At 66.0% G+C, this 22987-nt stretch carries 19 protein-coding genes; 16 read left to right on the top strand and 3 right to left on the bottom strand.

Annotated elements, in window-relative coordinates; all coding sequences use genetic code 11:
- Positions 1-321: 321 nt before the first annotated feature.
- Both HY699_23850 and HY699_23845 read left to right on the top strand, forming a co-directional pair.
- Positions 322-1680 (top strand): sigma-54-dependent Fis family transcriptional regulator, encoded by a 1359-nt coding sequence (locus tag HY699_23850; GenBank protein MBI4518840.1) that lies wholly within the window; start codon positions 322-324, stop codon positions 1678-1680.
- A 163-nt stretch (positions 1681-1843) separates the two neighbouring features.
- Positions 1844-2275 carry a CBS domain-containing protein gene (locus HY699_23845; protein MBI4518839.1) on the top strand — a complete coding sequence of 144 codons (432 nt, stop codon included), beginning with the start codon at positions 1844-1846 and terminating at the stop codon, positions 2273-2275.
- 27 nt (positions 2276-2302) lie between these two features.
- Here the strand turns inward: HY699_23845 and HY699_23840 are convergent, their stop codons facing one another.
- Positions 2303-3694 (bottom strand): transglycosylase SLT domain-containing protein, encoded by a 1392-nt coding sequence (locus HY699_23840; GenBank protein MBI4518838.1) that lies wholly within the window; start codon positions 3692-3694, stop codon positions 2303-2305.
- Between the two features lie 210 nt (positions 3695-3904).
- Between HY699_23840 and HY699_23835 the strand changes: the two genes are divergently transcribed.
- From HY699_23835 to HY699_23825, 3 genes are read left to right on the top strand one after another with little or no spacing between them, the layout of a single operon-like run.
- Positions 3905-5353 carry an ABC transporter substrate-binding protein gene (locus tag HY699_23835; protein MBI4518837.1) on the top strand — a complete coding sequence of 483 codons (1449 nt, stop codon included), beginning with the start codon at positions 3905-3907 and terminating at the stop codon, positions 5351-5353.
- Positions 5350-6285, top strand: a complete 936-nt coding sequence (locus tag HY699_23830; GenBank protein MBI4518836.1) for an ABC transporter permease — start codon at positions 5350-5352, stop codon at positions 6283-6285. Before HY699_23835 ends, HY699_23830 begins: the two co-directional genes overlap by 4 nt.
- A complete protein-coding gene (locus tag HY699_23825) occupies positions 6282-7100 on the top strand; it encodes an ABC transporter permease (GenBank protein ID MBI4518835.1) in 819 nt (272 codons plus the stop codon). Before HY699_23830 ends, HY699_23825 begins: the two co-directional genes overlap by 4 nt.
- Position 7101: 1 nt before the next feature.
- On the opposite strand, the gene HY699_23820 is transcribed toward HY699_23825, so the two are convergent.
- The gene (locus tag HY699_23820) at positions 7102-8580 is read right to left on the bottom strand and encodes a hypothetical protein (GenBank protein ID MBI4518834.1); all 1479 of its coding nucleotides are present in this window, start codon (positions 8578-8580) and stop codon (positions 7102-7104) included.
- 179 nt (positions 8581-8759) lie between these two features.
- Between HY699_23820 and htpX the strand changes: the two genes are divergently transcribed.
- From htpX to HY699_23765, 11 genes are all read left to right on the top strand, one after another.
- Positions 8760-9608, top strand: a complete 849-nt coding sequence (htpX, locus tag HY699_23815) for a zinc metalloprotease HtpX (GenBank protein ID MBI4518833.1) — start codon at positions 8760-8762, stop codon at positions 9606-9608.
- A gap of 80 nt (positions 9609-9688) precedes the next feature.
- Positions 9689-10120 (top strand): DUF1844 domain-containing protein, encoded by a 432-nt coding sequence (locus HY699_23810; GenBank protein MBI4518832.1) that lies wholly within the window; start codon positions 9689-9691, stop codon positions 10118-10120.
- A 41-nt stretch (positions 10121-10161) separates the two neighbouring features.
- Positions 10162-11709 carry a DegQ family serine endoprotease gene (locus HY699_23805; protein ID MBI4518831.1) on the top strand — a complete coding sequence of 516 codons (1548 nt, stop codon included), beginning with the start codon at positions 10162-10164 and terminating at the stop codon, positions 11707-11709.
- Positions 11710-11811: 102 nt separating this feature from the next.
- Entirely contained in the window at positions 11812-14091 is a 2280-nt protein-coding gene (locus HY699_23800; GenBank protein MBI4518830.1) for a PBP1A family penicillin-binding protein, read from the top strand.
- Positions 14081-14737, top strand: a complete 657-nt coding sequence (locus HY699_23795; protein ID MBI4518829.1) for a tetratricopeptide repeat protein — start codon at positions 14081-14083, stop codon at positions 14735-14737. Before HY699_23800 ends, HY699_23795 begins: the two co-directional genes overlap by 11 nt.
- 17 nt (positions 14738-14754) lie before the next feature.
- The gene (tsaD, locus tag HY699_23790) at positions 14755-15756 is read left to right on the top strand and encodes a tRNA (adenosine(37)-N6)-threonylcarbamoyltransferase complex transferase subunit TsaD (protein MBI4518828.1); all 1002 of its coding nucleotides are present in this window, start codon (positions 14755-14757) and stop codon (positions 15754-15756) included.
- Positions 15756-16664 (top strand): ribosomal RNA small subunit methyltransferase A, encoded by a 909-nt coding sequence (gene rsmA, locus HY699_23785; GenBank protein ID MBI4518827.1) that lies wholly within the window; start codon positions 15756-15758, stop codon positions 16662-16664. Before tsaD ends, rsmA begins: the two co-directional genes overlap by 1 nt.
- A 12-nt stretch (positions 16665-16676) precedes the next feature.
- The gene (mutM, locus tag HY699_23780; GenBank protein MBI4518826.1) at positions 16677-17498 is read left to right on the top strand and encodes a bifunctional DNA-formamidopyrimidine glycosylase/DNA-(apurinic or apyrimidinic site) lyase; all 822 of its coding nucleotides are present in this window, start codon (positions 16677-16679) and stop codon (positions 17496-17498) included.
- A gap of 149 nt (positions 17499-17647) precedes the next feature.
- The gene (locus HY699_23775; protein MBI4518825.1) at positions 17648-18082 is read left to right on the top strand and encodes a hypothetical protein; all 435 of its coding nucleotides are present in this window, start codon (positions 17648-17650) and stop codon (positions 18080-18082) included.
- Positions 18066-20273, top strand: a complete 2208-nt coding sequence (locus tag HY699_23770) for a hypothetical protein (protein MBI4518824.1) — start codon at positions 18066-18068, stop codon at positions 20271-20273. Before HY699_23775 ends, HY699_23770 begins: the two co-directional genes overlap by 17 nt.
- A 53-nt stretch (positions 20274-20326) precedes the next feature.
- Positions 20327-22114 carry a hypothetical protein gene (locus HY699_23765; protein MBI4518823.1) on the top strand — a complete coding sequence of 596 codons (1788 nt, stop codon included), beginning with the start codon at positions 20327-20329 and terminating at the stop codon, positions 22112-22114.
- A gap of 501 nt (positions 22115-22615) precedes the next feature.
- Here the strand turns inward: HY699_23765 and HY699_23760 are convergent.
- On the bottom strand, positions 22616-22825 hold the full coding sequence (locus HY699_23760; GenBank protein ID MBI4518822.1) for a hypothetical protein: 210 nt from the start codon (positions 22823-22825) through the stop codon (positions 22616-22618).
- Between the last annotated feature and the right edge of the window lie 162 nt (positions 22826-22987).

The following is a 22987-nucleotide window of genomic DNA, read 5'->3' as shown; positions in this document are numbered from 1 at the left end:
GTAGTGGAGGGTTTTTCGGCCAAGTACGGCGTTGACAAGCTGGTCTACTACGAAGCGCACGGCTGCGCACAGACCGCAATCGTGCGGGAGAAGCAGCTGAAGAAGCGGCGCCGCGCCTGGAAGATGACAAATTGCGTCCCTTTCGGCCATGGGCCTCGGCCTGACAGTACACAGTACTGTCAGACTGGTGAGGATTTGCCCGGTCGGCTGCACGTTACCCACAGATTTGTCGCACGCCCGGTGACTCCGCGCTGCGTCAATCGCCTTGACTCGGCTGCGGCAACCCGGGAATGATGTCGCACCAAGCGGTGGAGTGGCGACGTGCCCGGAACGATACTGGTAGCAGACGATGAGGCGGCGATCCGAGAGAGCCTCGGGGCGGTCTTGCGCGACGAAGGCTACACCGTAGTAGAAGCGCAAGACGGCGAAGCCGCGCTCAAGGCGATCGGAGAAGCCGAATTCGATCTCATCATCGCGGATTTGCGGATGCCGGGGGCCAGCGGCATCGATGTGCTGTGCCGGACCCGCGAGATCGCGCCCCAAAGCTTGGTGGTGCTGATTACCGCCTACGCCTCGATCGAGACCGCCGTCGAGGCGCTCCGGCAGGGCGCCCAGGACTACATCATGAAGCCGCTGATCTTCGCCGACGTGCTCGGCAAGGTCAAACGGCTGCTCGAGTACAAGCACCTCGCCTGGGAGGTGCAGATGCTGCGGCGCGCGGTCGAGAGCCAGTTCGATTACCAGAACCTCGTCGGCCGGAGCGGCACGATGCGCGAGATCGTCGACCTCATCCGCAAGGTCGCGCCGACCAAGAGCACCGTGTTGATCACCGGCGAGAGTGGAGTGGGCAAGGAGGTGGTGGCGCGCGCAATCCACGGACACAGCGACCGCCGCGACAAGGTGTTCCTGCCGGTGAACTGCGGGGCAATCCCCGAAAGCTTACTCGAGAGTCAACTGTTCGGGCACCTGCGTGGCGCCTTTACCGGTGCGGTGAGCAATCAAGAGGGCTTGTTCCTGCGCGCCCGCGGCGGCACGATCTTCTTGGACGAGATCGGTGATCTGCCCTTCGGCCTGCAAGTCAAACTGCTGCGGGCGATCGAAGAGAAGGAAGTCCTGCCGCTCGGCAGCGGGACGCCGGTTCGCATTGACATTCGTATCATCGCCTCCACCAACAAGGAGCTGAAGAGCGAAGTGGAGGGGGGCCGCTTTCGCGAAGACCTCTATTACCGCCTAAACGTCGTCGGAATCCACGTACCCCCTTTGCGGGATCGGCGCGAAGATATCCCATTGCTGGTGGAGTACCTGATCCGCAAGCACAACCAGGAACTCAAGAAAAATTACAAGGGCGTCGACAACGCGGCGATGAAGACGTTGATGGCGCTGCACTGGAAAGGCAACATCCGCGAGCTCGACAACGTACTCGAACGGGCGATGATCCTCGGCGGTGGCGACTGGATCACCGTGAGCGACCTGCCACGCGTCTTGGGCACCGACGAAGAAATGATCCCCTACGCCGCCGACAACCTGAAGGACGCCGTCAAGGTGTACGAGCGCACTCACATCCAGACCACCTTGCGCAAGCTCAACTGGGACAAGAAAAAAGCCGCCGAGGTCTTGGGCCTCAGCCTCTCGTCGCTCTATCGCAAACTCGAGGAGCTCGACATCGGCCTCCAACAGTGAGCGCCGCTCGCCGCCGCGCTTCCGAAAATAAGAAGGCTAATCGCAGACGATTAACGTTTGGGCGCCGCTGCCGCCCCCGGATGCCCGATCGCCCGGGGCGGGTAGCCCACCGCCCCGTGGCACGGAAGATGCTCCGCCTAGGGCCATGTTGGTGCGCGAGCAGATGAGCCGGCATCCGTTGGCGATCAGCCCGGATGACAGTGTGCGCAAGGCCCGCATGTTGATGCGTGATGGGCACGTGCGCCGGCTGCCGGTGCTCGACGGAGAGCGCTTGGTTGGCATCATCACCGCCGGCGACATTTGGCGCCGCTCACCGTCGCTGGTGGCGCCGCTCGATGAAGACAACGAAGACGAGTTGCTGGACCACATTCAGGTCGGCGGCATTATGACGTTACAGCCGCGGGTGACCTCACCGGAGACCCCGATCATAGATGCCGCGCGCGCCATGCTGCAGTATCAGATCCACGCGCTGCCGGTGGTCGATCGCGGTCAGCTGGTTGGCATTCTGACCGAGAGCGACGTGTTGAGGGCGATGGTCGCGGAGTTGGCCGGAAATCACGACGAGGAGTATCGGCCGCGGCCGCAATTCCACTAAGCGCAATCGGCGGCGGCAACACGCCGCTCAACCGCGCGGGATTTGCAGCGCTTGACCGGCGCGAATGACAGCGCTGCGGCCTAACTTGTTGCGCTTCTGGATAGCCGCAACCGTGGTGCCATACTGCCGCGCAATCGCCAGCAAGGTCTGGCCGCGCTGTACCCGGTGCACGACGTATGTCTTGGCCTGCCCGGCTGATTTCAACTGGGGCGGGAGCGCGGCGTATTGCTGTTCGAACCGCGCCTGGCTCCCGGCCGGGATCCGCAGCATGTAGCCGCGGGGCACGCTGAGCTTACCCTCAACCACCTCGCGGCTGAGCGCGGGGTTGAGGTCGGCGAGCGTCGCAACTGAGCCGCCGGCGCAACCGGCCAGCGTGTGCAGCTTGACGTAGTCGGGCACTCGAACTGAGGCAACGGCCAGCGGCGGCTCGTAGTTGAGATCGCCGAAGTACCCGGCAGCGTTACGTTCCACCTCCAGGGCGGCTAGGAACTCAGCGTAGAAATTACGCGAGGCGAACTTGAAGGCCGGCCCGTGGTACTTACGGACGACATCCGCGATGTCCGGCGAATTCACCGTTCTCACGGCACGCGCGATGCCGGCGCGGCCGTGGTTGTATGCCGTGATTGCCAGCGGCCAGGAGCCCAGGGCCTCGAAGTCGGCGCGCAGGTAACGCGCGGCTGCGCGCGCGGCGATAACCGGGTCGCGCCGTTCGTCGACCGCGTCGTCGATGCGCATGAAGCGCCGGCCCGTGGTGGGCATGAACTGCCACACCCCGGCTGCACCCGCCTTCGAATAGGCCCGAACGTCGAAGCACGACTCCACCAGTGGCAGCCGAGTCAGCTCGCGGGGCACGCCTTCCTCGCGGAAGATGCGCTCAATCTCCGGCCAGTAGCGCGCCCCCACCTCCAGGCCGCGGGCGAAGCGCTCGCGCAACCCGGTCTGGGTACGCACGCGCTCGGGCGCCGCGGCCTTTAGGAAGCGATCGCGTTCCTTGACTTGCCGAAACAGCGCCCATATTTTCCGCTCCTCGGTGGAGAGCTCTTGCGGATTCGGACCGAGCTGATGCAGTCGCGTGAGAATCGCACGTACCTTGGCGATTTCGTTTTCGGCACCGCGCCGCCGGAGCAACTCGCTCTCGGCGTCGCTGGCCCCGGCCTGTGCCAGCGGGCCGAAATCCAACACCGTGTACACCCGGTCTAGGTAGAGTGCGTCGTGCACCACGACCTGATGCTTGCCGTAGGTGGCGAAGATGCTCTTCCAGAACTCGACCTGCGGTCGCAGCTGGGCCGGGGCGGGCAGCGCCGTCTGGCTGTGATTAGGCTCGGTCGCGGGTGGCTCGGTGGACGGGGCCGGGGTTGCGGCAGCGATCACGAGCGTGATCACCAAGCCAGCTGTGATCCGATACGCCCGTGCACTCACCGTTGTCCTCCGCCGCCGCGATTGGTTATGCGGCCCCGCCCCCGCGCGCCCGCTCGCGTCTTTATGACTCACGCTAGCAGAGCCTTTTCGGGACTGTCAATTATTGTGTTGGCATCGGCAGGCTTTTGCCTAGCCCTGATTCCGGGATGCACTACGGCCGATGACCCGCCGCGCCCCGGGTACGCGGTCGTGGCCATAGAAAACGGGCCGGTGACCCTGGACCCGCGTTACGCCACCGATGCGCTCGGCAGCCAGATCGGCGATCTCCTGTTCGATGGGCTGACGCGCACTGACGAACAGGGACGGTACTTCGCTCATCTCGCGGGCGACTGGACGAATCCCGATCCGCTTACTTTCGAGTTCCACCTGCGCGATGGTTTTCGCTTCCACGACGGCTCCCCGGTGACCGCCGCCGATGTCAAAGCCACGTTTGATGCGGTGCGGGCCCCGATCTCGCGCTCGCCCAAGCGGGAGTCGCTGGCGGCGATTCGAGAGATTGCAGCGCCCGACACTCTCACTGTGCGCTTTCATCTGAGCGAGCCCTTCGCCTCGTTTCTCGATGCTACGACGCTGGGCATCCTGCCTGCGCCCGCGGTCGCGGCGTCGCCGGCTGCACCCCTCGCCATACCGGTCGGCTCCGGCCCGTTTCGGTTGGATGAATTCGCGCCCGACGAACGGGTGGTGTTGCGACGCTTTGCCGGCTACGCCGCACCACCGGCGCGCTTGGCCGGCATCGTTTTCAAAGTTGTGCCCGACAGCTTGGTGCGCTTGCTGGAGTTCAAACGTGGCGAGTTGGATCTCCTGCAAAACGCGATCGAGCCTGACGCGGTGGCATGGCTGCGGCAGTTGCCGCAGGTGCAGATCCTCACCCGCCCGGGAACTACCTTCCAATATCTCGGCATGAACCTGCGTGATCCGCGGCTGGCGGACGTGCGGGTGCGGCGTGCGCTAGCGCATGCGCTCGATCGCGAGGCGCTGGTGCGCGCCGTGCTGCGGGGCTTTGCCACACCGGCAACCGGCCTGCTCGCGCCCGGGCACTGGGCCTACAACGGCAACGTCGCCTCGTATGCGTACAACCCCAAGCGCGCAGCCGAACTGCTCGACGAGGCCGGCTACCCGGACCCGGACGGGGCTGGCCGATTGCCGCGTTTCCGGCTCTCGTACAAGACCACCACGGTCGATGTTCGCAAACGGATCGCGGAGGTCATGCAGGAGCAGCTCGCCCGCGTGGGCGTCGCGCTCGACATTCGGACCTACGAGTGGGGCACGTTCTACGCCGACATCAAGCGTGGTGATTTCCACCTTTACTCGCTGGCGTGGGTGGGAGTGGCAGACCCCGACATCTATTTTCTCACTTGTCACTCCTCGCAAGTACCGCCCGCGAGCAACAACCGAGGATTTTTCGCCGACGAGACCGTTGACGTGCTGACCGCGCGGGCGCGGCACACGTTGGTAATGGAGGAGCGCCAGCGTCTCTATGCCGAAACGCAACGGCGTGTGGCCGAGCTCTTGCCGGTGATCCCGCTGTGGTGGACCACCAACGTGGCCGCCGTGAGCCGCCGGCTGCGCGGGTTCGAGTTGCGCGCAGATGCCAGTTTCCAGTCGCTGCGTGACGCCTGGATCGACGAACCGGCCGGCGCTCAGGAGGCGGGCGAATGATCCGATACCTGATATGGCGCCTCGGACTGATGATTCCCACGGTGCTGGGCGTGGTCACGGTCGTGTTCCTGCTGATTCATCTGATTCCCGGCGATCCGGTCGACGCCATGCTGGGCGAGACCGCGCTAGCGGCCGACAAGGAGGTGTTGCGCCGCCAACTCGGTTTGCACCGGCCGCTGCCGGTGCAGTACGCACGCTATCTGCGCCGGTTGGCGATCGGCAGCCTCGGCCGCTCGTTGCACAGCGGGCGCCCGGTGCGGCGGATGATTGTGGCGCGCTATAGCGCAACCGTGGAGCTCGCCGCGGCGGCGTTGGTGATTGCCCTGTTGATTGCGCTGCCGCTGGGTGCTGCCGCCGCGGCCTGGCCGCGCTCGCTGATCGACCGCGCCGGCGCGGTTATTGCATTGGTCGGGACAACGATCCCGAGTTTGTGGCTGGGGCCGATGTTGATGCTGGTGTTCGCGCTCTGGCTGGGATGGCTACCGGTCTCCGGCCGCGGCGGGTTTGCACATCTGGTCTTGCCGGCCGTGACGCTGGGGCTGGGGATGGCGGCGCTGCTGACGCGCCTGCTGCGCGCCGTCCTGCTCGAGCGCCTGAGCGAAGACTACGTGCGCACCGCGCGGTCGAAAGGAGCCGGTGCGGTACGGGTGTTATTGCGGCACGCGTTGCCCACCGCCCTGTCGCCGGTCATTACGGTGCTCGGGCTACAAGCCGGTGCCTTGCTCAGCGGCGCCATCATTACCGAGACCATTTTCGGCTGGCCCGGCATTGGGCGGCTGACGCTGCTGGCGATTCAAACCCGCGACTACCCGCTGGTTCAGGGCTGTGTATTGGCCGTCGCCTTGACGTACGTGGGCCTCAACCTAGTGATCGATTTGCTCTACGCCTGGAGTGATCCGCGCATTCGACTGCCAACGGAGTCGGCGCCATGAACCGGCGTTGGGGGAATCGGCGGCTGGTCGCGGGCTCACTGCTGGTGCTGGCGTTGGTGGTAGTGGCGGTCTTCGCCCCCGGGCTGGCGCCCGACAGCCCGACGACGCAGCGGCTTGATGAAGGGTTGCGCCCGCCCACTACCGATCACCCGTTTGGACAGGACAAGTTGGGACGCGATGTGCTCACCCGGGTGGTGTACGGGGCGCGTCCCTCACTAGCGGTCGGCCTACTGGCGGTGCTGGGCTCGGCGGTCATCGGACTGGCCCTCGGCGCCGCCGCCGGCTATCGCGGCGGCTGGGTCGATGACCTGTTCATGCGCCTGGTCGATGTGCTGCTGGCGTTCCCGGGATTGCTCCTGACTATCGCGCTATCGGCGGTGTTGGGGCCGAGCATCTACCACGTCGTCTTGGCGCTGGTTGCGGTCAGCTGGACCGGTTACGCGCGGCTGGTGCGAGCCGAAATCCTGTCGCTGCGCGAGCGGGAGTTCGTCACCGCGGCGCGGGTATTGGGAGGGGCGCCGGCGCGCATCATCAGCCGACACCTGGCGCCGCAGGTGCTGCCGCTGGTGGTGGTGCAGGCAGCCTTCGGCATGGCGGGAGCGGTTGCCGCCGAGGCGGGGTTGAGTTTTCTTGGCCTGAGTGTGCAACCGCCGGTGCCTTCGTGGGGCACGATGATCAACGAAGGGCGCAGCTTCGTCCTGCTGGCGCCGCACCTGGCGATCTTTCCCGGGCTGGCGTTGGTGACGACGGTGTTGGCGTTGAATCTGCTCGGTGATGGGCTGCGCGACGCGCTCGACATCCGGTGCGAGCTATAGCTCACTCCGGTTGGGGCTGGTCGATCGGCAGCGCCAGCGTGAAGGTGCTGCCGTGACCGGGAAGCGATTCGACGCTGAGCTTGCCGCCGTGCCGCTCGACGATGCTGTAGGAAACACTCAGCCCCAAGCCGGTGCCCTTGCCGACCTCTTTGGTGGTGAAGAAGGGATCGAAAATGCGGCGGTGCAGGTCGGCGGGAATGCCCACCCCATCATCGCGAATGGCCACCTCAACGCCGCGGCTGTCGCCGTTGCTCAAGCGGCTGCTGATCCAGATGTTGCCGCTGCGGCCGATGGCATCGACCGCGTTGGCCAGCAGGTTCATCAGCACTTGGTTGATTTGGCCTGGGATGCACTCGACTTCCGGCAGCGTGGCGTAGTCGCGGTGCAGCGTGACGCGGTCCTTCAGCCGGTAGTTCAGCAGCCCGAGCGTGCTCTCGATGCAGTGGTGGATGTCAACGCGGCGCCAGCGGTCGGTTTCCTCGCTCCGCGAGAAGGTGCGCAGCTCGGTGACGATGCGCTTGGTACGCTGCGCGCCCTCCTCGCAGTCGCGCAGCAAGCTGGGCAGGTCGGCGAGCACGTCCGGCAGCCGGATCGTGCGTTTGAGTTGCTCGATGCCCGCCCGCTCAGTGGCCGCTAGCTCCGCCCCGTCGTATGCCTTGAGCAGCTGAGTCAGTTGCTCGATATAGCCGCGCAGGTGTTCGATGTTGGCCGAAACAAAACTGATCGGGTTGTTGAGTTCGTGCGCTACACCTGCAACCAGTTGTCCTAGCGCGTGCATCTTTTCGGATTGAATCAGGTGTGCCTCGGTTTGTTTGAGGCGCTCGTAAGCGGCTGCCAGCTCGCGGTTGGCGGCGCGGTGGGCCGCCAGCGTCTCTTCCAGCTTGCGGTTCTTTTCGGCTAGGTCGCGCTCGCTGGCGCTCAGCCGCTGCGAGACGTAACCGCCGAGATACACCAGCAAGGCAAGCGCGTACAGGAGAAAAGCCGACCAAGTCGCGCGGTACACCAACGAGTCCTCGATCGGGCTGCCGCCGGCGTACAGCCCGATGGCCTCGGCGCCCATCGCGGCGCCAAAAAGCGCGGCCGCCGCCACGGCCGTGACTGCGGCCACGGCCGTGTCCACCAACATCGCGGTCGCCAACACCTGGACCACGTACATGATGACAAACGGGCTGCGCACGCCGCCGGTGTTGAGCGTAACGTAAGTGATCAGCAGCAGATCCACACCCAGCGCCAGTGCGGTGACCGGAAGCACCGCGCGCCAACGAGTCACACACCAGTGGTTGGCCGCGTTGATCGCACTACCGACGAGCGCGGCGATCAGGCAGGGACCGAGCGAGACCGACAGGCCCCCCCAGTGCGCCACCGCCGCCAGCACTAGGAAGCCGCCGATGACCAGCCAGCGAACCCGAACCGCCCAGGAGAAGCGGTCGCGCAGACCGGCGTCGGTAGTAGCGCGCAGTGCACGGGCCAGAATGGCCATGATGGTTCTCAATCGCTATCGGTTTGTAGCGGACACGGCACCGGCACCCCGCAAACCCTGCCTTGACAAGGTGGGGGGTGCATATTACGTTTCGAGCCGCTTTTACTCTGCGCCAAGTCACCCCCGATGGTCAAATAAAAGCCGCTGTCCAGCGTCCAAGGAGCGCAGAAGGAGCGCGCATGTCCAACACCATCAAGACGACCCTGCTGCTCGGCCTCATGACCGGGCTGCTCATGGGCATTGGCCAATACCTCGGCGGTAGCCAGGGGTTGGTGGTGGCCTTCGTGCTTGCCGCAACGATGAATTTCGCCAGTTACTGGTTCTCCGACAAGATCGTGCTGGCCATGTACCGCGCCCGGCCGGTGGACATGAACCAGGCCCCGGAGCTCTACCGCCTGGTGAGCAACCTGTGTGGGGCGGCCAGCCTGCCGATGCCCCGCCTGTTTGTGATCGCTTCAGACGCCCCGAACGCGTTTGCCACCGGCCGCAATCCGGAGCACGCGGCGGTGGCGGTAACCGAGGGAGTCTTGCGCCTGCTCACCTCCGCGGAGCTGGAGGGGGTGCTCGCCCACGAGCTGGCGCACGTGAAGAACCGGGACATCTTGATCGGATCGATCGCAGCCACCATGGCCGGTGTGGTGATGATGGTGGCGCGAACGCTGCAATGGGCCGCCATGTTCGGTGGCTTACAGCGGGATGACCGGGAGGAGAACGGGGGCTTCGCGGGGCTGCTGGCGATGACGCTGCTGGCGCCGATCGCGGCGACGTTGATCCAACTCGCCATCTCGCGCTCGCGCGAGTTCCAGGCCGACGCCACGGCGGCGCGCTTGTCACACAACCCGCTGGGTTTGGCCTCCGCCCTCGAAAAGCTCCACATGGTCTCCCAACGCATGCCGATCGATGCCAGCCCGCAGACCGCGCACCTCTTCATTGTGAGCCCGCTCAGCGGCGCCTCGTTCGGCCGCCTGTTCAGTACCCACCCGCCGATTGAAGAGCGCATCGAACGCCTGCGGGCAATGGTGGTATAGCCGGGGCAGGGAATCTCCCTCCATGAGTCGAATCGCCCGTTCCCGCACCGGGGCAACGGGCGCCTCAACCTGGAGCAGCAATGGGAACAGACGACAAAGAGGACCAACGCGGTTTCAGGGTGCACGACCGGCGCCGCTTCACCGAAGCCGGCGAGACCCGCGACGAGTCCGCGGACTCGCCACAGCCAGAGGCCGAACCCGCGTCGCCCCCAGATACCGCGGCCGCCAGTGTTCCGCCGCCGCTGGCGGCCGGTGATGTGGAGCTGAACTTCTCCACTTTCATTCTCAGCCTGAGCACCCAGGCGCTGGCGTATCTGGGTTTGGTTCCGGATCCCATCAGCAAGGTGGTGGCGAGCGATCTGGTGGCGGCCCGTCAGATGATCGACATCCTCGGCATGCTCCGTGAAAAAACCAAAGGTAACCTCGATTCTACCGAGCAAGGCTTGCTGGACAATATTCTTTACGACTTGCGCATGCGCTACGTCGAAACCGCGCGGCGGCCGCCGGCGTAGGGCGGATGCGCACTCGATTTCAATCAGAACAAGGAGGCTGCATGAGTTCGCATGCGCGGACTTCTCGAACGGGAAGCCGCATCAAGCGCTTCGCTATCGCTATCGGCACTGGTGGCGCATTGCTTGCCATCGCCGATCACCGCGTCGGAGCAATTAGTTTCTGGGGCGAGAAGACCGAGGAAACTCCCAAAGCCGAGTCGGCTCCAAGCAGCGGCGCGCCGTCGGCCGCGGCGGCGATCGCGGGCTTGCCCGACTTCGCCCGGCTGGCGGAACGGCTCAGCCCATCGGTGGTGAACGTGTCGACGACGTCGGCACCTGAACCGCGCCAATTGGGCCGTAGTCCGCACGGGCCCGGTGGCCCCGGCGGCCCGCCAGGCGAAGACCCCTTCCACGAGTTCTGGGAACCGTTCGAGCGCTTCTTCGGCCCGATGCCGCGGCAGCCCTTCAAGCAAAGGAGCCTCGGGTCCGGTTTTATCATCAACCGTGATGGCGTAATCCTGACCAACAACCACGTCATCGAAAACGCCGATGACATCGTGGTAAAGCTCTCCAACGACAAGGAGTACAAGGCCAAGGTCGTCGGCCGCGACGCCAAGACCGATATCGCGGTGATCAGAATCGAAGACGGTCCCGAGCTGACCCCCGCCACCCTGGGTGACTCCGACGAGTTGCGCGTGGGCGAATGGGTCATGGCAATCGGCAACCCCTTTGGCCTCGAACACAGCGTCACTGCCGGTATCGTCAGCGCCAAGGGACGCTTCATCGGCCAAGGAAGCTACGACAACTTCATTCAAACCGACGCGGCCATCAATCCCGGCAACTCCGGCGGCCCGCTGATCAACCTCAAGGGCGAGGTGGTCGGGATCAATACCGCGATCTTCAGCCGCTCGGGCGGTAATATCGGCATCGGGTTTGCCACCCCGATCAACATCGCCAAGGACTTGCTGCCCGAACTCCAGGAGAAGGGCAAAGTCACGCGCGGCTGGCTCGGCGTGCTGATCCAAAAAGTCACGCCCGAGATCGCCGAGTCGATGGAGTTGGAGGAGTCGCGCGGCGCCTTGGTCGCCGATGTCATGAAGGATGGCCCCGCCGCCGCCGCCGGCATCAAGGTCGGCGATGTCATCATTGAATTTGATGGACATCCGGTGAAGGACTCCAACGAACTGCCCTTGCTGGTGGCCCGCACACCGATCGGGCGTGCGGTCACGGTCAAGTTGATGCGCGGCAAGAAGAGCGAGACCGTGTCGGTGAAGGTCGGCGAGCTGAGGGAAGAAGAAGTAGCGGCGGCGAGCAAGGAGAGCCCGGAGTTGGGCCTCGCGGTGCAGCCGTTGACCCCCGAGATCGCCGAAAATCTCGGCCTCGGCGAAGATGCCAAAGGGGTGGTGGTCTCCGGCGTGGAACCTGGCAGCCCCGCCGACGATGCCGGCCTGCGCCGCGGCGACGTCATCGTCGAGATCAATCAAAAGCCGGTTAAGGACTTGGCCTCTTATCGCAAGGGCCTGGAATCGACCGGCAAAGGCAAGAGCGTACTGTTCCTCGTCCGCCGGGGTGACAACACCATCTTTCTCGCCGTCAAGCCGGCGAAGTAAGTTGTCCGGACAAGCCGGGGCCCGCGAATGATCAGCGGGCCCCGGCCTACCGCCGCTATGCTGCGACGCCTCGTGTTGGGAGCCTTGCTCCTGCTTCTGGCCGTGAGCGCCACAGGAACCATCCTGGCGGTGCCCTACGTGCGCTACCTCGATGGTGTGGTGACCGAGAAGTTTGCCGGCAAGCGTTGGGACTTCCCCTCGAAGATCTACTCCGATTCGTGCCTGATCTACCCGGGCGTCGACCTCCAAGGCATCGGCTTCGAGGACCGGCTGCGCCGGCTCGACTACCGCCCGGTCAACGCCGCCGTCTCAACCAAAGGCGAGTTCGCCGTTCGCCGTAACGAGGTCGACATCTACCTCCACGACGCGCAACTGCCCAGTGGGCCGCGCCCGGGTGCGCTTGTCCATCTGGCGGTTGCCGGCTCCACCGTCACCCGCATCGAGCAGCTCCCGAGCCGGGAGGAGTTGTCGGTCATCGAACTAGAGCCGGAGCTGATCACCGGGCTGTATCAGAACATCTGGGAAGAGCGCCATCTTGTCAGCTTGGATGAGGTGCCGCCGGCACTAGTGCAAGCGATCATGGCGATCGAAGACCAGCGCTTTTACGAGCATCACGGCATTGATCCCATGGGCATCGCCCGCGCTTTGTGGGTGAACCTGCGCACGGGTAGGACCGTGCAGGGCGGCAGCACACTGACGCAGCAGCTGATGAAGAACTTCTTCCTCTCTGAGGAGCGCAGCCTCAAACGCAAGCTGACCGAGGCGGCGATGGCGTTGGTGACCGAACGGCGCTTCTCCAAACGCGAGATCCTGGAAAACTATCTCAATGAGATCTACCTCGGGCAGCGCGGCACTCAAGGTGTCTTCGGCGTGTCGGAGGGCGCCCAGTTCTATTTCGGCAAGCCGCTGCCGGAGCTTTCGCTCGCCGAGATGGCGCTGCTGGCGGCGGTAATCAAGGCACCGAATCGTTACTCGCCGTTTCGCGACCCCGAGCGCGCCCGCAAGCGGCGCAACTACGGGCTCTCGCTGATGCTCAAGTTGGGCAACATCACTGCTGAGCAGTACGCCGAAGCCGCCGCCGAGCCGTTGCAGCTGGCGGCGCCGAAACCGATCGGCAACGATGCCCCGTACTTCGTCGACGTCCTGCGCCAAGAGCTGGCGCGCACCTACCCGCCCGCGGTGCTCACCACCGAAGGGCTCAGCATCTTCACCACCCTCGACATGCAGCTACAACGCGCTGCCGAAGAGGCCTTGCGGCGCGGGCTCGAGGACTTGGAGAAGCGTTACAAGCGGCTGCGTAGCGACAAACCCAGTCAATCGTTGCAAGGCGCACTGATCGCGGTCCAGCCGCAGACGGGCGAGATCAAGGCCATGATGGGCGGGCGGGATTATCGCTCCACGCAGTTCAACCGCGCGGTGCAAGCGTTGCGACAGCCGGGCTCGGTTTTCAAACCCTTCGTCTACCTCGCCGCCTTCGAGCACACCCAAAACGGCGGTGCGGCAATTCAACCGAACTCGCTGCTCCAGGACGAACCTTTCGAATGGGCGTTCGACAACCAGGTGTGGTCCCCGGCCAACTACAAGGGCCGGTACTTCGGTGCGGTGAGCGTGCGTCACGCGCTCGAGTTCTCGCTCAATGCTGCCACCTCGCAGCTGGCGCGCGACCTGGGCATTGCGGCGGTGCGTGAGGCGGCGCAGCGGCTGGGCATCACCAGCCCGTTGCCGGCCGTACCGTCTCTGGCTCTGGGGGCGGCGGAGGTCAGCCCGTTCGAGGTGGCGCAAGCGTACTCGGTGCTGGCCAACCAGGGCCTCAAAGCCGCGCCGCTGTCGATCAAGCGCGTGCTTGATCACAGCGGCGGCCCGATCGAGCGCAACCCGATTGCGATCGAACGCGTCGCCGATCCGGCGCCGGTGTATCTGCTCACGCACATCATGGAGGGTGTTCTCGATCGCGGCACCGCCAAGTCGGCGCGCCGCCTCGGCTTCAAGCGCGCCGCCGCCGGCAAGACCGGTACCACCAATGATTACCACGACGCCTGGTTCGCCGGCTTCACCCCGGACTTGTTGGCCGTCGTTTGGGTCGGCTTCGATCAAAACAAGGCGGTGGGTCTCGCTGGCGGTGAGGCCGCCTTGCCCATCTGGACTGAGTTCATGAAGCGCGCCACCGCCGGCCGCCCCGAAACCCCCTTCCTGCCGCCGCCGGGCGTGAGCGTGGTGGCCATTGACGAGTACAGCGGCGAACTAGCCACCCCCGCTTGCCCCGAGGTGATTGAAGAAGCGTTTGCGAAAGGCTACGAACCGACCGCGCCATGTCATTTGCACAGCCCCGCCGCCCCGCCAAGCGAAGCCCCGGCCGCGCACCCGCCTGACTATGCGGAATGACCGCTCAACGTTAGGGCTAAGCGCGGCGCTGCTGCTGTGCGCCGGCTGCCTGGCGCCGCCGCGGCTGGAGCGTCCTGTCCCGACGCCGCTCTCCACAGTGCCGTCTGCCACACCGACAATGGCGGCGCCGCCGAGCCCGACGCCGACGGCGACGGCGGCCGAAACGCCCAGCGCGGCCGAGGTGGAGCCCGAGCTGACTCCCGCGGCTGAGGGCGAGCCGCCGTCTTTGCTCACCCTGATCGACGGCTCGACGCGGCCCAATGTCGCGGCCGCGCTGCGGCTGGCCGAGGAAGGGCGCACGCTGATCGAGCACCAGGCCTACGAGCTTGCCTTGGATCGGCTCGAGCGCGCCCTCGCCGTTGATCCGGCCAATGCCTACGGTTACTACTTCCTGGCGCGCTTGCACTACCTCAAACGTGGCTATGACCAAGCAATCGCCTTTGCCGACAAGGCCGCTCTGCTCAACGCGCGCGCCGATCAGGCGTGGACGGCTCGCGCCTACAGTTTGCAGGGTGCCGTATTCGAGGAAGTCGGCCGCTACCCCGACGCGCGTGCCGCTTACCAGCGGGCGCTGGCCGCTGATCCGCGCAACCTCGCGGCCCAGACCGGCCTGGCGCGGCTCGGCGGCAACGCCGACGCGCCTTGAAGCCCGCGTTAGCCGTGATGATTGTCCTCGGCATCGAAAGCTCGTGCGATGACACCGCCGCCGCGGTGCTGGCGGGCCGGACGGTGCGCGCCAGCGTGGTGGCCTCGCAGGACGCGGTGCATCACAAGTACGGCGGCATAGTGCCGGAGCTGGCCTCGCGCTCGCATATCCGCGCCGTCATTCCGGTCATCGATCGAGCCCTGGATCAGGCCGGTGTCACGCTCGGTGATGTCGAGGGCATCGCCGTCACCACCGGGCCGGGCTTGATCGGCTCCTTGCTGGTCGGCCTGAGCGTGGCCAAGGCGATCGCCTTCAGCCGCCGCCTGCCGCTGGTGGGCGTGAACCATCTCGAAGGGCACCTGCTCTCGCCTCAGCTCGACGACGAGGTGCCGTTTCCTTATCTCGTGCTGCTGGTCTCGGGGGGGCACACCAGCCTGTATTGGGCCACTGCGCTGGGGCGCTATCAGTGTCTCGGGATGACCCGAGACGATGCCGCCGGTGAGGCTTTCGACAAGGTTGCCAAGATTCTCGGCTTGGGCTACCCGGGCGGGCGCGTGATCGACGAGCTGGCGCGCAGCGGGCAACGCGAGGCGATCCGCTTTCCGCGGGCACGCCTGAAGCCCGGACGCAGCCCGCGCAGCTTCGATTTCAGCTTCAGCGGCCTCAAGACCGCCGTCTGGCAATACGTCCGCGAGCAGCAACCGAGCGGCGCAGCGGCGGCTGCGGTGGCGGCATCTTTTCAAGAAGCCGTGGTCGATATGCTGGTCGAAACCACGCTGGCAGCGGCGCGGCAAGTGGGCGCCACGCGCTTGGTAGTCGCCGGTGGCGTGGCCGCCAACTCGCGCCTGCGCCAGCGCGTGCTCGCCGCCGGCGCCGAGTTCGGCCTGGCGGCCCATCTGCCACCCTTGCGCTACTGCACCGACAACGCCGCGATGATCGCCTACGCCGGCGGTTGTCGCCTCGAACTCGGCCAGCGCGATGAGTGGACGCTCAACGCCGCCGCGGACTTGGAGCTGTAATGGTGCGCGCGGCCCATTTGCCGGGTGCGCCCCGAGGGGCCGTGCGGCGCGAGCTGGCAGCACTCGAGCGCCGGCCGCGCAAACGCTTGGCGCAGCACCTCTTGGCCGACCCGGGCGTCATCCGCCGCATCGTCGAGTTGGCACGGCTCGGCGGCACCGAGACGGTACTGGAAATCGGTCCCGGGCTGGGTGCGCTCTCGGGCGAACTGGCCAGTCGCGCTGCTCTCCTGTACCTGGTCGAGATTGATCATGACTTCGCCGAGCAGTTGCGCCAGCGCTTTGCCGCGGCATCGCACGTGGTGGTGATTGAACAGGACTTCTTGAAGACGGACCTGGAAGCGCTCGGCGCCGGGCCGATCACGGTTGTTGCCAATCTCCCGTACAACATCTCGACGCCGGTGCTGTTCAAGCTGCTCGAGCACGCCGATCGCTTTCAGCGCTTGGTGCTGATGCTGCAGCGCGAAGTGGCCGAGCGCATGCGCGCCGCAGCGGGGCAGCGGGAGTACAGCGGGCTATCGGTGCTGGTGCAGTTTCGTGCGGCGGTGCGGCTGGGTTTGCGGGTGCAGCCGGCGGCCTTCGTGCCGCGCCCCAAGGTGGAGTCGGAGGTCGTGGTGCTGGAGCCGTACACCAGCCCGCCGGTGTCTGCGCGCGATCCCCGCCTGTTCAAACGCGTGGTGCGCGCGGCCTTCCAGCAAAGGCGTAAGCAACTGGTCAACTCGCTCGGCGGGGTCACGCCCGACCCGCGGTGCGTGTTGGCGGCCGCCGCCATCGATCCCAAGCGCCGGCCGGAGACATTGTCGCTGGCCGAGTTCGCGCGCTTGGCCGATGCGGTCGCGAACGAGGCCCGGGCCACAGCCGAGAAGACCGAGCGAGCGCGAGCCGGGCCGTCCGAAAAGGAGTCGGGGTGAGGTCCCTCTCCCATGCCCGAGCTTCCTGAAATCGAAACCGTCCGCCGCTCGCTGCTGCCGCGGTTGGTCGGGCGGCGCATCGAGGCGGCGGTCGTACGCGAGCGGCGGTTGCGGCGGCCGATCCCGCCGGACTTCGCCGCCCGCGTGGTCGGGCAGCGCATTGAGGCGATCAGCCGCCGCGCCAAGTATCTGCTGTTTCACCTCAGCCGTGGCGACTGCATGCTGGCGCATCTCGGCATGAGCGGCGCGCTGTTGGTGCGGGCGACCGGGAAAGCACCGCAGTGTCATGATCACGTGTGCATGCGGCTTACGGGCAGAATCGAGCTGGTGCTGAACGACCCCCGCCGCTTTGGCCTGCTGGCGGTCGCCCGCGCCGAGGCGGTCGCCGAGTTGCCGGAGTTGCAGCGGTTGGGGCCGGACCCTTTGGATCCGGGCTTATCGACCGCGGCGCTCTACGCCTCGATACACCGCAGTCGGCGTGCCCTGAAGAACCTGCTGCTCGACCAGGCCGTGCTTGCCGGTGTGGGCAACATCTACGCCAGCGAGGCGCTTTTTCGCGCCGGTATTCGCCCCACCCGGCGCGGCAACCGGGTGCGGCTAGCCGAGGTGGCGCCGCTACTGCAAGCAATCCGTGCCGTCCTCGCCGAGGCGATCGCGGCAGGCGGCAGCTCAATCAGCGATTACCGCGACGGCAATGGCCGCCCCGGCTCCTTCCAGCTGCGCTTTTGTGCTTACGATCGGGCCGGCCAGCCCTGCCGGAAATGCGGCGCCGTGATCCGCCGCGTGGTACAAACCGGCCGCAGCAGCTTCTACTGCCCGGCTTGCCAGCGCTGATCGGCCAGTTCCACGCTCCCACCAGGCATCTTGCATAGATTCGGCATTTGGGACGCCAAATGTCCCGCCGTGACGCGATTTGTCCCGCCCTATAGGGCAGGTGTGCGGGTGTGTCTGCTTAAGCCCGCGCCCGGAAGACCAAGAAGACCATGACGACACAGACCCTGCAAGAAGCCGAATCTGCCCCTGGCCACGTCTTCCGCCGCGACGGCGAGTACTGGACGATCGAGTACCAAGGCGCGGTACTGCACCTGCGGGATTGTAAGGGGCTGCAATATCTTGCCTTGCTGCTGCAACGGCCAGGCGAGCGGGTGGCCGCCGGCGAGTTGGCCGACCGCGGTGAGCAGAGCGCCAAGCCGGATGTTGAACGCGCGCGCGTGGCGGTCAGCAAACGGATCAAGGCGGTGATCGAGAAGATCCGCTGGTACGACGCCGCCCTGGGCGATTATCTGGGCGCAACGATCAAGACCGGCTACCACTGCGCCTACCTGCCGGCGCCGGCCGGGCCATCATTGCATGCCTGGGTAGTATCACCGACTAACTGGAGTTCTCGAAGGAGCGATCGCGATGCGAGCAAAGAGTAGGGAGCAGATGCGCTGGGACCGGTCCGCTGGGCGTCAATGGTTGGTGGTGCTCGTTCTGTTGCTTGGCAGCCTCGGCGCCCGGCAGGCAGGCGCGCTCGGCACGGCCTTTACCTATCAAGGCCAGCTGCAACAAAGCGGCGCGCTCGCCAACGGCCCCTGCGACTTTCGCTTCCGCTTGTACACCGCCGCCAGCGGCGGCTCGCAAGTCGGCTCGACCAATACCTTGTCCTCCGTAACGGTAACCGATGGGCTGTTCACGGTACCATTGGATTTCGGCGCGGCGGCGTTTGAAGGCAGCGATCGCTGGCTGGAGATCGCCGTTGCCTGCCCCAGCGGCAGCTACACCACGCTGAGCCCGCGCGAGCAGATCACTGCCACCCCGTATGCCCTGTTCGCCAACTCGGTTGCGCCCGGGGCGGTCGGTACGAGCCAGCTGGCCGGCGACTCCGTCGACTCGACCAAGATCGCCAACGGCAGCATTAGTGCCGCCGACATCGACAACACCAGCGTGCAGCAGCGGGTCACCGGCACCTGTGTCGGCGGGGCTGCCATGAGCGCCATCAACGCCAACGGTACGGTCAGTTGCGCCTCGGCGGCGGGGGATATCACCGGCGTCAGCGCCGGCACCGGCCTCAGCGGCGGCGGCAGCAGCGGCGATGTGACGCTCAACGTTGCCGTGCCACTGGTGCTCAGCGGTAGCGCGACCGGTGGCATTGTGAAGGGGACGACCAGCGCCGGCGGCCCCAGCGGAATCGGTGTGCAGGGCGAGTCCACGGCCGCAAACGGCATCGGCGTCCAAGGCGTCGCCCATTCCGGAACCGCGGCCTACGGTGTCTGGGGTGACAGCGACACCGGCTTCGGCACGGTCGGGACGAGCTTGAATGGCACCGGTGCCTGGGGCGATTCCGTGAACGGGACCGGCGTGATGGGCACCTGCACCAATGGCACCGGGGTGTACGGGGAGGCGGGCTACACCGGAATGTACGGTGTGCACGGGGTCACCTACGCAAGCGGGGACGCGGGGCCTCCGTACCCGGCGGGGCTGCGTGGGGATGCGCCTGCCAGTATCGGGGTTAACGGTACCGGCTTCTACGGCGTGTGGGGCGAAGATACCAGCAACTCCTCGGGCGGAATCGGCGTATACGGCCAAAGCTACAACGGTATCGGAGCGTGGGGAGTGAGTTATGTGGGCATTGGCGCGGCTGGCACTAGTGGCGGCGACGGTCAAATTGGAGTGTATGGAGAGAGCTTCGGAGCGGATGGAATCGGCGTCAAGGGTTTTGGCTACAGCGGCATCAATGCCCATGGCATCCATGGCGAAAGCCCGAACGGGACCGGTGTCTACGGTAACAGCACCAATGGTACCGCGGTGTACGGGTATAGTTCGAACGGCAGCGGCGTGGGGGGCTGGTCGGACCGGGCTGGCGGCTCGGCCGTTTGGGGCCACGCCACCGGTGATAACGCCTACGGTGTGAACGGGTATGCCGGCGGCTCCGGCGGCTTAGGGGTGAAGGGCTACGCCTCCAATGGGACCGGAGTAACAGGCAGCACACCGGTCGGTTCGAGTTCGATTAAGGTCGGTGTTTCGGGAGAGTCCACAGGCAGCAACGGCACGGGGGTCAAGGGTGTTGCCAACACCGGCAGCAATGCCTGGGGGGTCTTTGGGCAGAGCACGAGCGGTTACGCGGGTTGGTTCAGCGGCAACGTTCACGTCACCGGCTCGCTGAGCAAGAATGCCGGTAGCTTCAAGATCGATCACCCGCTCGATCCCGCCAACAAGTACCTCTCGCACTCGTTCGTCGAGAGCCCCGACATGAAGAACGTCTACGACGGCACGATCGCCCTCGATGACGCGGGTGAGGCGACGGTGGAGCTGCCGGCGTATTTCCAGGCCCTCAACCGCGATTTTCGCTATCAACTCACCTGCATCGGCGGCTTTGCCCCGGTCTATATCGCCGATGAAATCCACGACAACCGCTTCCGCATCGCCGGCGGTACGCCGGGCCTGAAGGTCTCGTGGCAAGTCACCGGCATTCGCCAGGATGACTATGCCAAGGCCCACCCGATCCTGGTCGAGGAAGACAAGCCGGCCGAAGAGAAGGGGAGCTATCTAACCCCGATCGAGCACGGCCAGCCGGCTGCGCTCTCTGTGGAACAGGCGGTGAAGAACACCGAAGTTGTCGCTCCGTAAGGGTAACCCCGGCGACACCAAGGCAGGTAGCGGGCTCGGGAGCGACGAGGACCATGAGGCGACGCGGATACGGTACCGTGGGTCGGGTGATCGGCGTCTTGCTGCTGCTGGTGCACGGCGCGGCGGCGCAGATCGGCGGCGGCTACGACCTCGAGCGCAATACCGTCGACGGCGGCGGCGCCACGTTTCACAGCGCCGGCAGCTACCGCCTCGGCGGTACCACCGGCCAACCCGATGCCGGCCGCCACAGCGGCGGGGAGTTCGTGCTCGGCGGCGGTTTCTGGTCCGCCGTCGTGCCCGCCCCGACCTTGACACCGACGGTGACTCCGACCGCCACTCCGACCCGCACGCCCACGGCGACAGCAACGGTGACGGCAACGCGAACCCCCACCGGCACGCCGACCGATACTCGTACCGAAACCCCCACTAGAACCCCAACCGCAACGCGGACCGATACCGCTACCCGCACTCCAACCAACACCCCGACCGTAACCGCCACCGTGACGCCTACAGCCACCCCCACCCTCACCCCGACCGTAACCGCTACGGCAACCGTGACGCCCACGCGCACACCGACCAACACCGCCACCGCCACCGCTACTCACACGGCCACCAGGACCCCGACGGTTACTCCCACGATTACCGACACCCCGACGGCGACGCCGACGCGCACACCGACCAACACCGCCACCGCCACCGCGACTCGAACCGCCACCCGCACGCCAACCGACACCCGCACCGAAACCCCAACCAGAACCGCCTCGCCGACCAGGACTGGCTCGCCCACCCGCACCCCGACCAACACCGCCACCGTTACTGCGACGGTGACCGCAACCAGTACACCGACCGCTACGGCGACCGCTTCTCCGACCAGGACCCCGACGCTCACAAGTACCGCAACGAGCACAGCCACCGCGACCGCGACAACCACGCTGACCGCCACACCTACTGTTACCGCCACGGCAACGGCTACCCGGACACCGACCGCCACCGCTACTCGCACGGCGACCGCAACGCCGAGCGAGACGCCCACCAACACCTACACCGCCACCCCGACGGGGACCACGACGCCGACGCGCACGCCGACTCGGACCAGCACGGTCACCGCGACACTGACCGCCACCAGTACACCAACCGCGACCGCCTCTCCGACGAGGACCCCGACAGCAACGCCAACCGCTACGACCACTGCGACACGCACACAAACACCGACCGCTTCCGCCACCGCCACCGAGAGGCACACCGCCACACCCACACCAACCAGCACCTCGACCGCAACACCTCCTGCCAGCGCCACGTCCACCGCCACCCGCACGCCGACCAACACCGTCACTTACACGGCAACAGCTACCGCTTCAGCGACGGGCACCTTCACTTCGACCACGACGCCAACTCACACTGTGACACGAACGCCAACGCCCTCAGCGTCCCCAACCGCGTCACCGACACCAACGGCTACTCTCGCGCCGACAGCGACGGCCACCGGTACGCCCACCGCCAGCGCGACAATGACGCCCACGGCGACACAGACCGCAGTCGAGTTCACCCCCGCTTCGACCGCTACGGCCAGCGCACCGCCACCGCCGACGCCGACGGACACGCCACCGACTGCGAGTCCGAGTCCGACGCCGACCCCGACCACCCCGATCGCAACCGAGTGCCCGGGCGATTGCGGCAATGACGGCGAAGTCACCGTTGACGAGCTGGTGCTGATGGTGAACATTGCCCTCGGCTACATGCCCGTGGCCGACTGTCCGCTCGGCGACACCGGCCACGACGGTGAGATCACCGTCGATGAAATCGTGGCTGCGGTCACCCGCGCCCTCAACGGCTGCGGCTAAAAGAACCGGCTAGATCTGCTGCCACACGGCGATGGCCGCCGCTGCGCCGGCACACGATGTCGCCGAAAACTCGCGAATGAGCGCCCGGTCGGTAGCGGGACGAGGTACCAGGTCGGCGGCGCCTGGGGCAGCGCCAATCGCCAAGCAGGTCTGCCCCCTCGTCGACCTCCGCGCCGTTCTATCCGCTGGCGGTAACTGTCCCTCGGTTCCGCCGCGACAAGCAGAATCAGTTTTCGACCACACGCAGTTCGACACGCCGGTTTTTGGGCACGGCCGTCGTCGGTTTCGTTGCTGGCTACGGGACGAGAACCCCTCGACACGCATGCGGTTGGCCGCGCCCCCCCCCGGACCCCAGGTAGTCCGACACGGCTTGGGCGTAACTACAACGCCTGATTGTACGCGTCACCGGGCGTTGACACCTGCGACCACACCCGCCTCCGCAAACGTCGCGGATCCCACCATCACCGTTGCCAGTGTGACTGCCGCGGTTGCTGTTCGGTCCTACCATTCAACCGCGTGGAGCTGAATCCGCACGACCGGATCCTCTTCTGTCGTGCCGGCGGGCGATTCGCCACGGGTTATGCGGCCCGCCTCGATGCCATGCTCCTCTAGCAGTGCCGCCGCCACGCGCGACACGCGATCCTGCGCCAATGATCGGAGCTGCTCAGGAGCCAGCGGCGGACGCTGCTCGATCCAGCTGTCGAGCGTCACCGCGTCGTCGGCCGAGAGTGCGCCCGCCCCGTCCTTGGCCCAATGGCATTCGCTTACGTTTGAGCAAATAGGACTGGTTGTTCGGTAACGACGCAAGCCACTGAGCTTGTGGCAGTTTTCGGCAGAGCGAAGGACTTTGCAATTTCTCGCTTGACCTTTGGC

Source organism: Deltaproteobacteria bacterium (assembly GCA_016210005.1).
Taxonomy (GTDB): Bacteria; Desulfobacterota; Binatia; order HRBIN30; family JACQVA1; genus JACQVA1.
The sequence above is the reverse complement of the archived record's forward strand: the minus strand, read 5'-3'. Positions and strand labels throughout refer to the sequence as shown.

What these genes read in the sequence shown, in the direction of transcription:
- HY699_23845 (MBI4518839.1), top strand. Translation starts at nt 1,844, where the DNA reads ATGAGCCGGCATCCGTTGGCGATCAGCCCGGATGACAGTGTGCGCAAG.
- HY699_23830 (MBI4518836.1), top strand. Translation starts at nt 5,350, where the DNA reads ATGATCCGATACCTGATATGGCGCCTCGGACTGATGATTCCCACGGTG.
- HY699_23825 (MBI4518835.1), top strand. Translation starts at nt 6,282, where the DNA reads ATGAACCGGCGTTGGGGGAATCGGCGGCTGGTCGCGGGCTCACTGCTG.
- HY699_23820 (MBI4518834.1), bottom strand. Translation starts at nt 8,580, where the DNA reads ATGGCCATTCTGGCCCGTGCACTGCGCGCTACTACCGACGCCGGTCTG.
- htpX (MBI4518833.1), top strand. Translation starts at nt 8,760, where the DNA reads ATGTCCAACACCATCAAGACGACCCTGCTGCTCGGCCTCATGACCGGG.
- HY699_23810 (MBI4518832.1), top strand. Translation starts at nt 9,689, where the DNA reads ATGGGAACAGACGACAAAGAGGACCAACGCGGTTTCAGGGTGCACGAC.
- HY699_23805 (MBI4518831.1), top strand. Translation starts at nt 10,162, where the DNA reads ATGAGTTCGCATGCGCGGACTTCTCGAACGGGAAGCCGCATCAAGCGC.
- HY699_23795 (MBI4518829.1), top strand. Translation starts at nt 14,081, where the DNA reads ATGCGGAATGACCGCTCAACGTTAGGGCTAAGCGCGGCGCTGCTGCTG.
- tsaD (MBI4518828.1), top strand. Translation starts at nt 14,755, where the DNA reads ATGATTGTCCTCGGCATCGAAAGCTCGTGCGATGACACCGCCGCCGCG.
- rsmA (MBI4518827.1), top strand. Translation starts at nt 15,756, where the DNA reads ATGGTGCGCGCGGCCCATTTGCCGGGTGCGCCCCGAGGGGCCGTGCGG.
- mutM (MBI4518826.1), top strand. Translation starts at nt 16,677, where the DNA reads ATGCCCGAGCTTCCTGAAATCGAAACCGTCCGCCGCTCGCTGCTGCCG.
- HY699_23775 (MBI4518825.1), top strand. Translation starts at nt 17,648, where the DNA reads ATGACGACACAGACCCTGCAAGAAGCCGAATCTGCCCCTGGCCACGTC.
- HY699_23770 (MBI4518824.1), top strand. Translation starts at nt 18,066, where the DNA reads ATGCGAGCAAAGAGTAGGGAGCAGATGCGCTGGGACCGGTCCGCTGGG.
- HY699_23765 (MBI4518823.1), top strand. Translation starts at nt 20,327, where the DNA reads ATGAGGCGACGCGGATACGGTACCGTGGGTCGGGTGATCGGCGTCTTG.